The organism is Rhodococcus sp. P14, from assembly GCF_000256505.1.
Taxonomy (GTDB): domain Bacteria; phylum Actinomycetota; class Actinomycetes; order Mycobacteriales; family Mycobacteriaceae; genus Rhodococcus; species Rhodococcus ruber.
This window is the reverse complement of sequence record NZ_AJFC01000381.1, coordinates 1-15,087: the sequence shown is the minus strand read 5'-3', so window position 1 is coordinate 15,087 and position 15,087 is coordinate 1. Positions and strand designations below refer to the sequence as shown.

Sequence of the window (15,087 nt, the reverse complement as noted above, 5' to 3'; positions counted from 1 at the left end):
GCCCCGGGGCCCCCGCCGAAGCGGCGGTCGGCGGGCCGCTGGTACAGGGCCGCACCCCCGGTCATCGCCTCCGCGAGGCGGCGCTTACCGGCGACGGCGCGGGCCTGAGCCTGCTCGACGTAGGCCTGCCGGCGCTCCGCCGGGATCGCCTCGACGAACGCCTGCGGGTGGACCACCGCGATCAGCCCCGACACGTGGCCGAACCCGAGGCTGGTCAGCAGACCGGCCTTGAGCGCGTACTGCTCGCCGAAGCGGAGCGGGGTGCGCGGCCACACCAGGTGCTCGAACCCGGCCATCTTGTCGTCGACGCAGTCCAGGCTGCGGTTCGGCGGGACGATGCCCTGGCTGAGGACCTGGCACAGGCCGATCAGCTGGAACGCCGCCGCGCCGCCCTTGGCGTGACCGGTCAGCGACTTCTGCGACACCACGAACATCGGCGCACCGTCGCTGCGGCCCAGCGACCCCGCCAGGCGCTCGTGCAGCTCCGCCTCGTTCGGGTCGTTGGCCGCTGTGGAGGTGTCGTGCTTGGAGATCACCGCGATGTCGTCGGCGGTGACGCCGAGCTTGCGCAGCTCCCGCGCCAGGCCCGACTCGAGCCCGCCGCGACCCGCGCCGAGGGCACCGATGCCCGGGGCCGGGATCGAAGTGTGCACGCCGTCCGCGAAGGAACCGGCCCAGGCGACCACACCGAGGACGGGCAGGCCCATCTCCAGCGCCAGGTCGCCGCGGGCGAGCAGGACCGTGCCGCCACCGGCGGACTCGACGAACCCGCCGCGCCGGCGATCGTTGGCCCGGGAGAACCGGCGATCGCTGATGCCCTTGGCCGTCATGTCGTCCGACTTCGCGGTGGCCGACATGTCACCGAACCCGACGATCCCCTCGATGCCGAGGTCGTCGAAACCGCCGGCGACGACGAGCTGCGCCTTGCCCAGCTTGATCTTGTCGACACCCTCCTCGACCGAGACCGCGGCCGTCGCGCACGCCGCCACCGGATGCACCATCGCGCCGTAGCCACCGACGTACGACTGCACGACGTGCGCGGCGATGACGTTCGGCAGGGCCTCCTGCAGGATGTCGTTCGCGCGGGACTCGCCGAGCAGCGTGTCGATGTACAGCGACCGCATCGAGGTCATGCCGCCCATGCCGGTGCCCTGGGTGTTCGCCACATACGAGGGGTGCACCCAGCGCATCAGCTCCGACGGGGTGAAACCGCTCGAGAGGAACGCGTCGACCGTGGTCACGATGTTCCACAGGCCCACCCGGTCCACGGACTCGGCCATGTCGGCGGGGATGCCCCACTTGGTGACGTCGAACCCGGTCGGGATCTGGCCACCGACCGTGCGGGTCAGGTTCATCTTGCGGGGCACCCGGATCTCGGTGCCGGCCTTGCGGGTGACGGTCCAGTCACCGCTGTCCGGAACCGAGCTTGCGACGGTGTTCTCCGGGTCGGCGTCGACGAACGCGCGGGCCTCGGCCTCGGACCCGACCACGAACGACAGGTCCTTGTCCAGGAACACCGAGGTCAGCAGCGGCGCCGCATTGTCGATCATCGCGCCGTCGTCGCCGTAGCGGCGGATGCCGCAGCGCTCGACCACCGCGTCGTGGTACCGGTCGGCGATCTCCGCCTCGGGCACCAGCTCGCCGGTCTCCGCGTCGTACCAGCCCGGCGTGGGATCGTTCTCCCACGCCACCAGGCCCGTGACCCAGGCCAGCTCGAGCACACCGGCGGCCGACAGTTCCTCGTCGACCTCCATCTCGAAGCGGGTGCGGGCCGAGCCGTACGGTCCGAGCTCGCCGGCGCCGACGATGACCACCAGATCGGCGGGATCGACGTCGAGCGCCTTCCATTCCGGCGCGGGCGTCGTCGCGTCCAGGCGCGGCGGCGCGGGCAGCGCCGCAATGGTGACCTCGTCGGACTCGGTCTCGGCCGCGGCGTTCGCCTCGGCCTCCTCCTGGGCCTGCTTGGCCAGAGCCGGCAGGTCGATGTCGGCCTCGGACAGGCCCCCGGTCAGATCCGCCACCAGCGGCGCGGCCGCGGCGGACTCCTTGGAGCCGGCGGTGACGAGCTTGAGCAGCTCGACGGCCATCTCGTCGGTCGACCAGGTGCGCACCCCGGCGGCCTCGGCGGCCTCGACCAGCGGATCGTTGCCGCCCATCAGGCCCGTGCCCCGGACCCAGCCGATGAGGGCGTGGGCGAGGGTGACCCGCTCGGCCCACGTGCGCTCGGCGTGCCAGCGGTTGACGATCGCGTCCAGCGCGGCCTTCGCCTCGCCGTACGCACCGTCGCCACCGAACTTGCCGCGGTTCGGCGAACCCGGCAGCACGACGTGCAGGTGGGTGTCGACGTCGCGGTCGTAGCCGATGTCGGCCAGCCCCGCGATGAGCCGCTCCACCGACCACAGCAGGACCCGCATCTCCATCTCGGCGCGGGCACCGGCGTCGGCCATCGACCCGACCACGCGCGGCGCGGCGAACGGGAACAGCAGCGTCGGGGTCAGGGCCTCCTTGATCAGCTTCTTGGCGCCGCCCGCGGTCTCCACGGTCTCGGTGCCGAGCCACTGCACCAACGCGTCGACGTCGGAGTAGGACGCCATGTTGGCCGGGACCACCCACAGGGCCGCACCGGACCGCGCGTTGCCTGCGTACAGCTCCTTGTAGAAGCCGAGGCGGCTGTCGCTCAGGCTCGAGGTGGTGACCACGACCGTCGCGCCGCCGGCGAGCAGCTTCGCCGCGACCGCGGCCGCGATCCCGCCCTTGCTGGCGCCGGTGACGACGGCGACCTCGCCGGCGTACTCGGCGTCGCCGGTCTGCCGGGCAGCCGTCGCGATCGCCTCGAAGGTCTGCGCGAGCTCCGCGCGGCCGGCCTCGGTGGCCTTACCCGCCCAGAACGTCGCGTGCGCGGCCACCGTGGCGCCCGCACCGGCAAAGCGCTCCGCGGCGATCTCGGCACCGAGCCACACGCGGGCCAGGTCCTCACGAGCCGTCGCCCACCGGTCGTCGATCAGCACGGCCTTGCGGGCGTCGAACGCCGGGGCGACCAGCCGCGGCCAGTCGGAACCGAGCTCCGCCGAGACCAGGTCGACCAGCTCGGTGTCCGCCTTGTCCGCGAGGTCCGAGACCGCGTCGGCCAGGCCCAGCTCGGACAGGATCAGACGCGCGGTCTTGGCGAGCACACCGTTCGAGCCGGTGATGCCCTCGGCGAACTCGCCGAGCGCGGCAGCGTCGACGGTGGCGCCGCCACCGCCACCGGCGGACGGCATCGACACCGCGACGCCGCGGCGACCGGCGACCGACTGCACCGCCGCATCGATCAGCTTGTCGACGGCACCGCCGTCGGACAGCGCGCCGTCGGACAGGCCGCCGAGCGCACCGCCGCGGACGGACGAACCGTCCCGGCTGCCGAGCGCGACCTCCGCGGTCACGTGCGACGCCCAGCCCTCGCCCAGACCCCACACCTTGGTGACACGGTCGGCGACGTACGCGGGACGCTTGCCCGACGGGCCGAACACCTTGCGCAGGTGGTCGTTGATGGAATCCGACAGCACCGGGCCGAAGGGCCGGTAGGTGCGGGCCAGGCGATCGACCGTGGCGGCGAGCGCGCCCATGTCGGCGTCGGCCGCACCGTCGATGGCACCGAGCGACAGCTCCGAACCGAGGTCGACGAGCAGCTGGTTGCGCCGCGAGGACACCCCGTCGCACAGCGCCTCGATCGTGTCGGCGGGACCGACCTGATCCGGGCGCAGCTTCGTCCACAGGGCGATGAGCACCTTCGTGGCGTCGGCGGCCTTGAACGCGATGTCGTCCGGACGCGGTCCACCCGCCGGAGCGGCAGGTGCGGCGGCCGGAGCGGCAGCCGCGGCCGGGGCGGCAGCGGACGTCTCGGCCGAGGCCGGCTCGTCGTCCTCCACCGGCGCCGGATCGACGTCCGTCGAGTACACGACCGAGGCCTCGCGCTCGATGTTGAGCACCTCGACCGGCTGCCCGAAGCGGCCCGGCAGCTTCAGCGTCTGCGACGCCAGGTTCGCGACCGTCGGGGCGGCACCGAGGCCGACCTCGACGAACCGCTCCACGCCCAGGCCACCGTCGGCCTCGTCGGCGAACAGCAGGTCCTGCGTCTCGATCCAGCGGACCGGGGACGCGAACTGCCACGCGAGCAGCTCGGCGAGCACCACGCGGCACAGCTTCGAGCGATCGGCCGCCCAGGTGTCGAAGTCCGCGAGGACCTCGGCCAGCGGCTCGGACGGCACCAGGTCCGCGATCTCCTGGACGAACTCCCAGCCCAGGTCGAACGGCTTGGGCACCAGGTTCGGGATGTAGCGGCCGATGAGGATGTCGGGATCGATCTGCTCCGGCAGCAGGTTCAGCAGACGCTCCCGGAAGTCGTCCACGCCGCCGCGCAGGACGGTCGAGTGGAACGGCACGTCGATACCCGGAACCAGGATGAACGCCCGCTTGCCACCGAACTCGGCGACCTTGCGCTCGATCACGGACTCGAGGACCTCGAGACCGGCGACCGTGCCGGCGATCGCGTACTGCGAGCCGCGCAGGTTCAGGTTGACGATCTGCAGGAACTCCCCGGTCTCCTCCGCGACCCCGGCGACGAACGCCTCGAGATCGGCGTCGGCGACACCGAACTGCGACGGACGGATCGCGGCCATGCGGTAGTTCGAGCGGCCGTGCTCGTCGCGCGGCACGAGGGCGTGCATCGCCGAGCCACGGCTGAACACCACCTCGAGCACCGCCTCGAGCGGCAGCACCCCGGCCACCGCGGCGAGGGCGTTGTACTCGCCCACCGAGTGACCGGCCAGGAACGCGCCCTCGACGAAGGCGCCGGCCTCACGCAGTTCCGCGATCTGGGCGACACCCAGGGTCGCCATCGCGACCTGCGTGAACTGGGTCAGGTGCAGCACGCCGTCCGGGTGCTTGTGGGTGACACCGCGGGCCTTGAGCACGGTCGGGTTGTCGCGCACCACGGCCAGGATGGAGAAGCCCAGGGCCTTGCGGGTGTGCTTGTCGGCGCGATCCCAGATCTCCCGGGCGGCCTTGCTGCGGGCACGCGCGTCCAGGCCCATGCCGGGCCGCTGGATGCCCTGGCCGGGGAACGCGTACACCGTGCGCGGGGCAGCGGTGCGGCCGGTGGCGACCATCACCAGGTCGCCGTCCACGCGGCAGCCCACCTCGACGATCTCGGCGCCGCGGTCGGTCGCGATGCGGTCGACTCGCACGTCGATCTGCGCGCCGGGGCGCACCATGCCGAGGAACCGCGCGGTCCACGCCGTCAGGCGGCGGGCCGGCAGCTTGGCGTCGGCCTCGAGGGCGGTGACGACCTGCTGGGCGGCGGCCGAGAGCCACATGCCGTGCACGATCGGGGTGCCCAGGCCGGCCAGCAGGGCGGCATTGTCCGAGGTATGGATCGGGTTGTGGTCGCCCGAGACACGCGCGAAGGCGCTCATGTCGATCGGGGCGACGATCACGGCGTCGCGGCGACGACGACGCGGGGTCTCCACCGCGTCCTCGCTCACGGCACCGCCGGCGCGGACCGGATCGGCCAGCTCCGCCTTGCCGATGCGGCCACGGATCGCGAAGCGCTCGATCAGCGTCGCGACCGTGGCGTCGCCGGAACCGTTGCCGTTGTCGGCGGTGATCTCCACGTGCACCTCGACCACCCGGCCGAGGTCGGTGTCGACCACGTCCTGCACCTCGGCCTTGACACCCAGGATGGACGGATCGGTCGGCAGACCGTCCTTCACGTCCACGGCGTGGTCGAGGTGGACCAGGTCGAGCATGCCCTCGATCACCGACAGGCTGTCGTCGGTCTGCGCGGCGCCGAGCGCGGCGAACACCGCCGGCCAGCACGCGCCGACGAGGACGTCGGGGACACCGTGGGCACTGGGGGTCAGGGTCGACGGCAGTCCCGAACCCGTGACACCGGCATGGTCGGCGATCTTCTCCGGCAGCCAGCCGAGGGTGATGCGGGCCGCGCCCTTCTTCACGGCGGGCAGCTCCTGGCCCGCGGCGACACCGAGCAGCGCCGACATGGACGCCGACGCGTCCTCCGCGGTGACGACGGGAGCGCCACCGGTGTGCACGGCGGCCGGCACGGTCAGGCGGATCTCGACGGTCTTGTCCCCCGCGAGCGGCACCGTCAGGCCCACGTGCTCGGCGTCGAGGACGCTCAGGGTGGCGCCCGTCGCGGCGTGCACGGCGGCGGTGTCGGACTCGACGGACCACTCGTCCAGGTCGCCGAGGCGGTGTACCGGGTTCACGGTCTGCCGGCCGGCCCAGTTCACATCCGGAGCCGACAGCACGGCGTCGAGCAGACCGGACGCAAGGTCCTGGTGACGGCGAGCGGCGATCTGCACCGGCTCGACACCGGCCGCGACCAACTCGTCGACGGTGGCCTTCTCGAACCGGTCGAGCAGCTCACCGACGGGCTCGTCGGCGCGGGTGATGCCCGCGACGGCGACGGTGCCCGGGATGATGCAGACCTGATCGGCGCTGTAGCGCGGATCGTGGGCCTGCCACAGGGAATCGGACCGCCACCAGCGACGCACGTCCTGGTCGACCACCGGCACGAAGTTCACCGGCTTGCCCGGGGCGCGGCACAGCGCGACGAAGAACGGGACGTCGGCCGGGTGCAGGACCACCGAATCGGCATCCGGGAACTGCCCGGTCAGCGCCGCCAGCGCCGCGTACGGCCGGTCGAGGGCCGCATCGTCGGCGAACAGCGTCGGGATCGGGCCACGATCGGCCGGGTGCAGCCGGGACTCGGCACGCTGCAGCATCTCGCGGAAACGCTCACGCCAGGTGACGTCGATCCACGGGTTCTCGGCCGCGTCGGCCACCTCCTGCGAGCCGACGGCGAGCTCGAGGTAGCGGGTGAGCCACTGCCCGTAGGTCATCTCCGCGACGTCGCCGAAGTACGGCTTCGCGGTGACGTCCAGCGCGGCGATGATCTCGTCGCGGCGTGCGGCCACGGCCTCGGCATCGCCCGCGACCTCGTCGAGCAGGCGGCCCGTGCGGGACGCCGCGTTGTCGATCTCGTGGATGTCCGCGCCCAGCTGGCTCCGGCCGGAGGCCATGCCGCCGGAGGCGGTGCCGGCGCCGACCCAGTCCGGAGTGCCGGGGGTCTCGACGAGCATCCGCTTGACCTCGGGCGACGTGGTCGCCTCGAGGGTCGCCATCGCCGCGGTGCCGACCAGGATGCCGTCGAGCGGCATCGCCGGGAAGCCGTGGGCGGTGGACCAGCGGCCGGTCAGGTAGTCGGCAGCCCGCTCGGGGGTACCGATGCCACCGCCGACGCACAGCACCAGGTTGGATCGGGTGCGCAGCTCGGCGTAGGTGGCGAGCAGCAGGTCGTCGAGGTCCTCCCACGAGTGGTGGCCACCGGCGCGGCCGCCCTCGATGTGGACGATGACCGGGTAGTTCGGCACCTCGTTCGCGATGCGGATCACCGAGCGGATCTGCGCGACGGTGCCCGGCTTGAACGCGACGTAGCTGATGCCGGCCTCGGTCAGCTCCTCGATGATCGAGACGGCTTCCTCGAGCTCGGGGATGCCGGCGGTGACGACCACACCGTCGAACGGTGCGCCCGCGGCGCGGGCCCGCGGCACGAGCCGCTTGCCACCCACGTGCAGCTTCCACAGGTACGGGTCGAGGAACATCGAGTTGAACTGCACGGCGCGGCCCGGCTCGAGCAGCCCCTTCAGCTCCTCGACGTGGTCGGCGAAGATCTGCTCGGTGACCTGACCGCCACCGGCGAGCTCGGCCCAGTGGCCGGCGTTGGCCGCGGCGGCGACGATCTTCGGATCGACGGTGGTCGGCGTCATGCCGGCCAGCAGGATCGGCGAACGGCCGGTCAGGCGCGTGAACGCCGTCTCGACACCCTGACGGCCGTCGGGCAGGGTGACCGGCTTCGGCGCGAATGCGGACCACGGCTGCGGCACCTCGGGCTCCGCGCCCGGGGTTAGCAGGTTGCGCTGACCGCCGCGGGTCGCGGCGGCGATGATGCCCACACCCTGGCCCCGCAGGCCCGAGCTGGTCATCCGCGTCAGCAGCTCACCGGGACCCAGATCCAGGATCCACGAGGCACCGGCCGCGACGGCGTCGTCGACGAGGGCGACCCAGTCGACAGGGTCGACGAGCACTTCCTGCGCCAGCGAACGGGCGAGGTCGGCGTCCAGGCCGCAGCGCGACGCCCAGTCGGCGACCTGCTCGACAGCGTCGGCCAGCGCGGGGTGGTGGAAACCGATCTCGGCGGAGACCGGCTCGAAGGTCGGGGCGAACACGGCACCGCCGCGCTTCTTCGCATCCCGCTCGCGGGTCTCCGCGGCGGCGATCTCCTCGCAGCGCTGCTGCACGCGCGCCAGTGCGGCCGGCGGACCGGACAGCACGACACGGCGACGGGCGTTGCGGATGGCGACGACGGCGGACCGCTGCGGATCCTGGTCGGCGAAGACCTCGGCGACGACGGCGCGCAGGCGCTCGGGGTCGACGTTGGCGACGGCGAGCATCGGGAAGCGCTCGGCGCCGGAGATGATGCCGCGGCGACGGCCGACGAGGGTGGCAGCGGCACCGATGAGCTGGGCGATCGCGAGGATCTGCCCGTCCTTGGCGCCGGCGGCCTCGGTGGCCGCGACGGCGAGCACGCCCTGGGAGTGGCCGATCACGGCGGCCGGGGCCTGCGCGGTCACGTCGAGGCCCTGGTTCGCCAGCGCGCGCAGCGCGGCCACCTGGGTCAGGAACACGCCGGGCAGCGACACCGCGGCGGAGGTCAGTGTGGTCTCGGAGGGACCGGCGACGGGCGTCTCGTCCTCGTCGGCGACTTCCTGCTCGAGCATCCAAGCGATGGGGTCGAAGCCGCTCGGGCGCACCACGACGAGGTCGTGTGCGACGGGCGCGAGCAGCGCGTCGGCCTCGTTGACCAGTTCGGTCAGGACCGGCTCGAGTCCGTTGTCGCGGCTGAGTTCCTCGAGGGAGCTGAGCCACGGGGCACCCTGGCCGCCGAAGGCGAGGGCGTACGACTCCCCGGCGAGGAGCTTGTCGACCAGCGCGCCCTTTCGGGAGGCGGGGCCGATCCCCCGGTCGCCGGTGCGTCGTGATGCCTTCGAGTTCCGTCCGTTGTCGGCTGGTGTGGTCTCGTCGATCGTCACGCGTGTAGTTCCTCTCCTGAACACCTCGAGGGCGTGGTTCTCTCGTTGGCCGCCCGCGCCGCCGTTGGCGTTCTGATGGCTCTGATCTGCTCGTTCGGGCTACCCAAGAGTGACACAAAATCATGAGGGGTTCCTCATGTTTTGTTCCGTGCGGGTTACCGGGTACGGAAGGGCGCGTGAGATCACTCACAGCAGGTCGGAGAAGTGACTCACCGGTAGGGAGAGTCGGCGCAGGCTGCGCGGCTACGAGGACGTCCATCAACCTGAGGAATCCCTCACGTTTATCGTTACACAATCGTTACCATCTTGACGGGCCGCGAAACGCGTGCATGAGAGCGTTTTCCGCGTTTTGTCAGAACCGCCGGATACAGTCTTCGAATCGAACACACATTCGATACGGGGGGGGGGATGATGGGGCGGTCGACGAAGTACACATTGGAAATTCTCGAGGAAGCGGTCCGAAGCTCGACGAGCGTGGCGGGGGTCATGCGCTACCTCGGTCTCGTTCCGAGCGGGGGTTCGCACCACCACCTGAGCCGGCGGATCAAGAAGCTGGGCATCGACACGTCACACTTCACTGGATCGGCGCACACCAGGGGTGGGCGTGCGCTGAACCGTCTCGAATGGAAGGAGGTTCTCGTCCGCAAACCGACCGGCGCTCCCCGACAGAAACCGCCTCTGCTCCGCCGCGCCCTCGTCGAGTCCGGCCGCGCGTACAAGTGCGAGAGGTGCGGCCTCGGGGATCAATGGTGCGATTTTCCGATCACGCTCCATGTCGATCACATCGACGGGAATCCGAACGACTCCCGTCCGGAGAACATCCGATTCCTGTGCCCCAACTGCCACAGTCAAACGCCGACGTGGGCAGGGAGAAAGCGCTTCGGAGCCCTATAGGTCGAGCGAAGAAGCACCGATGTGATCGCGTAAAGTGACGCTGGTACGCGCGAGTGGCGGAACAGGCAGACGCGCGGCGCTTAGGACGCCGTGTCTTCGGACGTGGGGGTTCAAGTCCCCCCTCGCGCACTACGTGACCTCTCCCACGGCCCCCGACCGCTCTTGGCAGGTCGGGGGGCCGCTCGGGTACTTTTGAGGGCGTGTCCGAGAACCGCCCGCCGCGTCGCCTTGCCCTCGTCGTACTGGTGACGGTCGCCGCGGCCGGCTGCCTCGGTCTCGGCTTCTGGCAGTGGACCCGGTTCGAGGCCGTGGGCGGCACGTTCCAGAACCTCGGCTACGCACTGCAGTGGCCCGCGTTCGCCTTCTTCTGCGTGTACGCCTATCGCCGGTTCGTGAAGCTCGAGACCGAGGACGCCGAGAGTCAGGCCACGGGGGCGCCGCGCGCGTCGGAACCGAAGGAACCCACCGAGATTCCCGAGGATCTCCTCCCCCAGCGGCCCCGCGCGCAGTTCGATCCGAACGCGGACGTCGATCCGGACGACCCGGAGGCCCGGCAGATGCTGGAGTACAACGATTACCTCGCGCAGCTGGCGCGCAGGTCCGATAGGAGCGCTCAGTGAGCACGACCCCCGAGCAGGCACCCGACCAGACGAGCGGTTCGACCACGCCGCAGTCCCGCCCGGAAGCCGACCGGAAGAAGATCGCCTCGGCCCTGACCCGGTATCGCGCGCTCGCGTGGATCACCGGCGTGTGGCTGCTCGTGCTCACCGGCGAGATGGTCGCGAAGTACATCCTGAAGGTCGAGAACGTTCCCGGCTGGATCGCCGTGGTCCACGGCTGGGTCTACGCGGTGTATCTCGTGCTCACGCTCGACCTGGCGATCAAGGTGCGCTGGCCCGCGGGCCGCACGATCGGCACCCTCCTCGCCGGGACGATCCCGTTCCTGTCGTTCTTCGTCGAGCACCAGCGCACGAAACAGGTCAAGGCCGATTTCGGCGTCTGACGCCGGCCCACATCCACGCGATCGACCGGAATCCGCCCACGCCACGGCGTGGGCGGATTCCGTTTATCCGCTCGAATCCCCAGCCCTCGAATCCCAGCCTTCGAATCCTCAGCGCTCGAATCCTCGGCTCGGTGCGGCGGTCTAGCGCGCGAGCGCGGCGAGGTCCGGCACGAGCTGTGCCAGCGCCCGCCCGCGGTGCGACGACGCGTCCTTCTCCTCGGCGCTGAGTTCGGCTGCGGTGCGGTCCTCGCCTTCCGGCCGGAACACCGGGTCGTAGCCGAACCCGTTGGCGCCTCGGGGGCTGTGGACGATGGCGCCGCGCCACTCCCCGCGCACGACGTGCACCGCGATCTCGCCGTCGTCACCGGGGACGGCGAGGGCGCAGGCGGAGACGAACGCCGCCCCGCGTCGCTCGTCGGGGACGTCCTGCAGCTGCCCGAGCAGCAGTTCGGTGTTGGCGTGGTCGTCGCCGTGCCGTCCCGACCAGCGCGCGGACAGCACCCCGGGCATCGCGTTGAGGGCATCGACTTCGAGACCGGAATCGTCTGCGACGCAAGCCATTCCGGTCGCGGCTGCGCCGTCGCGCGCCTTGGCGGCCGCGTTCTCCTCGAACGTCGCGCCGGTCTCGGGCGCCTCGTCGTAGGGCGGCACCGCGTCGAGGCCGACGAGGTCGATCCCGGCGATCCCGGCGGAGTCGAGGACGCGCTGCAGCTCGCGCAGCTTCTTCGCGTTGCGACTCGCCACGAGCACCCGCACCATCTCAGACACCGAACTTCTTCCGGGTGCGCTCGGGTGTCACGGGCTGCGGGAGCGTGCCCGGGTAGGGCGCTTCGAGCGCCTGCTTCTGGATCTCGCACAGTTCGGCGATGCCGGCGAGCGCGGAGTCGAGCATCTTGTCGAGGGTGGAGCGGGCGAACGTCGCACCTTCGCCGGTGCCCTGGACCTCGACGAGGGTGCCGGTGTCGGTGGCGATGACGTTCATGTCGACCTCGGCGCGCACGTCCTCCTCGTAGGGCAGGTCGAGACGGACGCGGCCGTCGACGACGCCGACGCTCACGGCGGCGATGGCGCACGAGATGGGCTGCGGGTCGGTGAGGCGGCCCGCAGCGCTGAGCCACGTGACGGCGTCGGCGAGCGCGACGTAGGCGCCGGTGATGGCGGCGGTGCGGGTGCCGCCGTCGGCCTGCAGGACGTCGCAGTCGATGGCGATGGTGTTCTCGCCGAGCGCGGCGAGGTCGATGCAGGCGCGCAGGGCGCGGCCGACGAGGCGGCTGATCTCCTGGGTGCGCCCGCCGAGCTTGCCTTTGACGGATTCGCGGCCGCTGCGGGTGTGGGTGGCGGCGGGGAGCATCGCGTATTCGGCGGTGAGCCAGCCGAGACCGGAACCCTTGCGCCAGCGTGGTACGCCTTCTTCGACGCTGGCGGTGCACATGACGCGGGTCTGGCCGAATTCCACGAGCACCGAGCCCGCGGGGTGGTTGGTGAATCCTCGGGTGATCCGGATGGGGCGGAGTTCGTCGTCCGCTCTGCCGTCTTCTCGTGTGGTCACCCGGACGAGCCTATTAGATGCGGTAGACGTCCCCGGCGGACACCGCGTGGACGGGCCCGGAATACTGCTCCTTGGCTTCGGCGATGACGTCCTCGCGCGAGGTCCACGGCGGGATGTGGGTGAGCAGCAACTCCCCCACCCCGGCACGCGCGGCGACCAGGCCGGCTTCGGTGCCGGAGAGGTGGATGCCGCCGGGCCGGTCGTCGGGCGCATGGGTCCAGGAGGCTTCGGACAGCAGGACGTCGGCACCGCGCGCGAGGTCGACGACCTCGTCGCACATGCCGGTGTCGCCGGTGTAGACGACGGTGCGTCCGGAGTCGCTGGTGATGCGGAATCCGTATGCCTCGGGCGGGTGGTCGACCCGGCCGGGGCGGATGGTGAGTGCGCCGAAGCGGAAGGCTTCTCCGTCGGCGAGGGGACGCACGTCCAGGGTGTCGCTGACGTCGTCCATCTCGCCGGCGATCTCGGCGGAGGCGGCTCCGATGCGGACGCTGGTGTCCGAGGGGCCGTAGACGAGGGTGCGTCCGGTGGGGCGGTTCGGGGAGTAGCGCCGCCAGACGAGCAGGCCCGGGATGTCGAGGCAGTGGTCGGCGTGCAGGTGCGAGAGCAACAGCGAGACCTCGCCGGGATCGGCGTACCGCTGCAATGCCCCGAGGACCCCGGGGCCGAAGTCGATCACCAGGGGCGGGGTGCCCGGGGCGGTGATCAGGTAGCCCGACGCGGCGGAATCCGGACCGGCCACGCTGCCGGAACACCCCAGGACGGTCATGCGCATGGGGCTCATGCTGCCACGTCCCTGTGGTTGCGACGAAGCCAACACGGGTATTGATCGAGAGATGTCACAGTCGCGCCGACGCTGTGATCCTACCGATCGGTCAGTTGCCGGGAGGGGGTGCGTCTCACCGGTACGGCGAGGTCGGCACGGCCGGCGAACGCCGCCGGCGACGCTCGTCGGCGGAGAGCAGCCACGCGGCCAGAACGCCGCCCACGGCGCCGAAGAGGTGCCCCTGCCAGGAGACACGCGGGTCGCTGGGCAGCACGCCCCACAGGATGCTGCCGTAGACGAACAGCACGATCACGCCGATGACGATCTGGTTCGCCTGCCGGGTGAAGATGCCGCGCGTGATCAGGTAGGTGAGCCAGCCGAAGACGAGGATCGACGCACCGATGTGCACGAAGCCGGCACCGGCGGTGAGCCAGGTACCGAGTCCCCCGACGATCCAGATGATCGCGGTGGCGGCCAGACCGCGGCCGATCCCGGAGACGAGCACGAGGAATCCGAGCACGAGCAGAGGAATGGTGTTGGCGCTCAAGTGCGCCCAGTCGGCGTGGAGCACGGGGGCGAACACCACTCCCCACAGTCCGTCGGCGCTTCTCGGTTCGATGCCCGCGGAGTCGAGTTCGGCGGGCGCGGCGGCGTCGACGGCCTCGATTGCGTAGAGCAGGGCGACGAATCCGGCGATCAGGAGCGCGGCGCGCTGCCAGACGGGCCGGAGCCCGGGACGGGAACCGTCGGGTACGGTCATGCGCTCGCCCTTCGCGTGTGTCCTGCGTGGTGTTCCTGGCCTTCGAGCCTACCGGCGTGCGCCCCGCTCGGCACCGGGCGCGAGCCCCGGGAAAGCGCAGTATTCCGGCGGTGCGGTGGCTACCGTGGAACTCACCGTCCACCCGGGGAGGCAGTCGTGCCCAGAAGCGTCGGAGATCGCTACGCCTGCGAGAAGTGCGGTGCGCAGCTCGTCTACGAGAAGTCGTGCCCGTGCAACGAGGAGATGGCGCATTCGGAGATCTGTTGCGGTGACCAGATGAAGCGTGTGCCGGAGGGTGCGCCGGGCTGAGCCCGTCAGCGCGACGTGGCGCCCCCGGTCGTGAAGGCGGACGGGAACAGGTCGCGGTAGGCGGGGATGCCCGCGACCGCGGTCGCGTGCAGCACCGCGTCGACGACGGCATGCTGGACGACCTCGGCGGCCACCTCGCACACGGCGGCCAGCACGGGTAGTTCGGGGGCGAAGGCGTCGGGGATCGGGCGCGCCGGCGCGGGCACCGTCGCGGTCCCGGTGGCCAGGGCGAAGAGGGTGTCGCCGTCGAGCGGCGAGTGCGCGGGGCGGACGGCCCGCGCGAGTCCGTCGTGCCCGGCGACGGCGACGCGGCGGCAGGCGGCGGCGGTCAGGTCGGCATCGGTGGCGACGACGCCGATGGTGGTGTTGAGGGCGGTGCCCTTCGGTGTGAGGGCGTTGGCGGCGGCGATCTCGGTGGCGGCCGGGGCGACGAGTCCGAGCCGGGCGGCCCGGGTGGGCCCGAGGCCCCACGGCAGGCCCGTCTCGGGATCGAACACGGCCCCGACGGGGTTGGCGACGACGAGGGCGGCGACGGTGACGCCGGCGGCGGGGCCGTCGGTCAGGGTCAGGCTCGCGGTGCCGATGCCGCCCTTGAGGGTGCCGGCGCGTGCACCGACCCCGGCGCCGACGGTGCCGCGCGCGACGGTCGCGGTG

General features: G+C 71.5%; 10 protein-coding genes and 1 tRNA gene. 5 read left to right on the top strand and 6 right to left on the bottom strand.

Features of this window, described 5'->3' with window-relative positions; translation table 11 throughout:
* On the bottom strand, positions 1 to 9,152 hold a 9,152-nt coding region (locus OEY_RS0126570; RefSeq protein ID WP_010596768.1), incomplete at its 3' end, for a type I polyketide synthase.
* Positions 9,153 to 9,563: 411 nt separating this feature from the next.
* Between OEY_RS0126570 and OEY_RS30150 the strand changes: the two genes are divergently transcribed.
* The 4 genes from OEY_RS30150 (at position 9,564) to OEY_RS0126555 (ending at position 11,049) form a co-directional block, all read left to right on the top strand.
* Entirely contained in the window at positions 9,564 to 10,046 is a 483-nt protein-coding gene (locus OEY_RS30150; RefSeq protein ID WP_059174781.1) for an HNH endonuclease signature motif containing protein, read from the top strand.
* Between the two features lie 47 nt (positions 10,047 to 10,093).
* A tRNA-Leu gene (locus tag OEY_RS0126565) sits at positions 10,094 to 10,175 on the top strand.
* Between the two features lie 71 nt (positions 10,176 to 10,246).
* Positions 10,247 to 10,666, top strand: coding sequence for a hypothetical protein (locus OEY_RS0126560; RefSeq protein WP_010596766.1), 420 nt, complete (start codon positions 10,247 to 10,249; stop codon positions 10,664 to 10,666).
* A complete protein-coding gene (locus OEY_RS0126555) occupies positions 10,663 to 11,049 on the top strand; it encodes a DUF3817 domain-containing protein (RefSeq protein ID WP_010596765.1) in 387 nt (128 codons plus the stop codon). Before OEY_RS0126560 ends, OEY_RS0126555 begins: the two co-directional genes overlap by 4 nt.
* A 141-nt stretch (positions 11,050 to 11,190) precedes the next feature.
* On the opposite strand, the gene rdgB is transcribed toward OEY_RS0126555, so the two are convergent.
* The 4 genes from rdgB to OEY_RS0126535 all read right to left on the bottom strand — a co-directional run bounded on the left by rdgB (position 11,191) and on the right by OEY_RS0126535 (position 14,124).
* Entirely contained in the window at positions 11,191 to 11,808 is a 618-nt protein-coding gene (gene rdgB, locus OEY_RS0126550; protein ID WP_010596764.1) for an RdgB/HAM1 family non-canonical purine NTP pyrophosphatase, read from the bottom strand.
* A 1-nt stretch (position 11,809) separates the two neighbouring features.
* Positions 11,810 to 12,598 carry a ribonuclease PH gene (gene rph / locus OEY_RS0126545; protein WP_010596763.1) on the bottom strand — a complete coding sequence of 263 codons (789 nt, stop codon included), beginning with the start codon at positions 12,596 to 12,598 and terminating at the stop codon, positions 11,810 to 11,812.
* Between the two features lie 13 nt (positions 12,599 to 12,611).
* Positions 12,612 to 13,373 (bottom strand): cyclic nucleotide-degrading phosphodiesterase, encoded by a 762-nt coding sequence (locus tag OEY_RS0126540; RefSeq protein WP_010596762.1) that lies wholly within the window; start codon positions 13,371 to 13,373, stop codon positions 12,612 to 12,614.
* 124 nt (positions 13,374 to 13,497) lie between these two features.
* The gene (locus tag OEY_RS0126535; RefSeq protein ID WP_010596761.1) at positions 13,498 to 14,124 is read right to left on the bottom strand and encodes a rhomboid family intramembrane serine protease; all 627 of its coding nucleotides are present in this window, start codon (positions 14,122 to 14,124) and stop codon (positions 13,498 to 13,500) included.
* A 156-nt stretch (positions 14,125 to 14,280) separates the two neighbouring features.
* Between OEY_RS0126535 and OEY_RS31005 the strand changes: the two genes are divergently transcribed.
* Positions 14,281 to 14,433, top strand: coding sequence for a hypothetical protein (locus tag OEY_RS31005; RefSeq protein WP_010596760.1), 153 nt, complete (start codon positions 14,281 to 14,283; stop codon positions 14,431 to 14,433).
* Positions 14,434 to 14,438: 5 nt separating this feature from the next.
* Here the strand turns inward: OEY_RS31005 and OEY_RS0126525 are convergent.
* Positions 14,439 to 15,087 (bottom strand): P1 family peptidase (locus tag OEY_RS0126525; protein ID WP_010596759.1); only part of this gene is annotated, 649 nt, incomplete at its 5' end.

Excerpts from the sequence above, each read along its gene's own strand:
- OEY_RS0126535 (WP_010596761.1), bottom strand. The coding sequence starts at position 14,124 with ATGACCGTACCCGACGGTTCCCGTCCCGGGCTCCGGCCCGTCTGGCAG.
- rdgB (WP_010596764.1), bottom strand. The coding sequence starts at position 11,808 with ATGGTGCGGGTGCTCGTGGCGAGTCGCAACGCGAAGAAGCTGCGCGAG.
- OEY_RS30150 (WP_059174781.1), top strand. The coding sequence starts at position 9,564 with ATGGGGCGGTCGACGAAGTACACATTGGAAATTCTCGAGGAAGCGGTC.
- OEY_RS0126540 (WP_010596762.1), bottom strand. The coding sequence starts at position 13,373 with ATGCGCATGACCGTCCTGGGGTGTTCCGGCAGCGTGGCCGGTCCGGAT.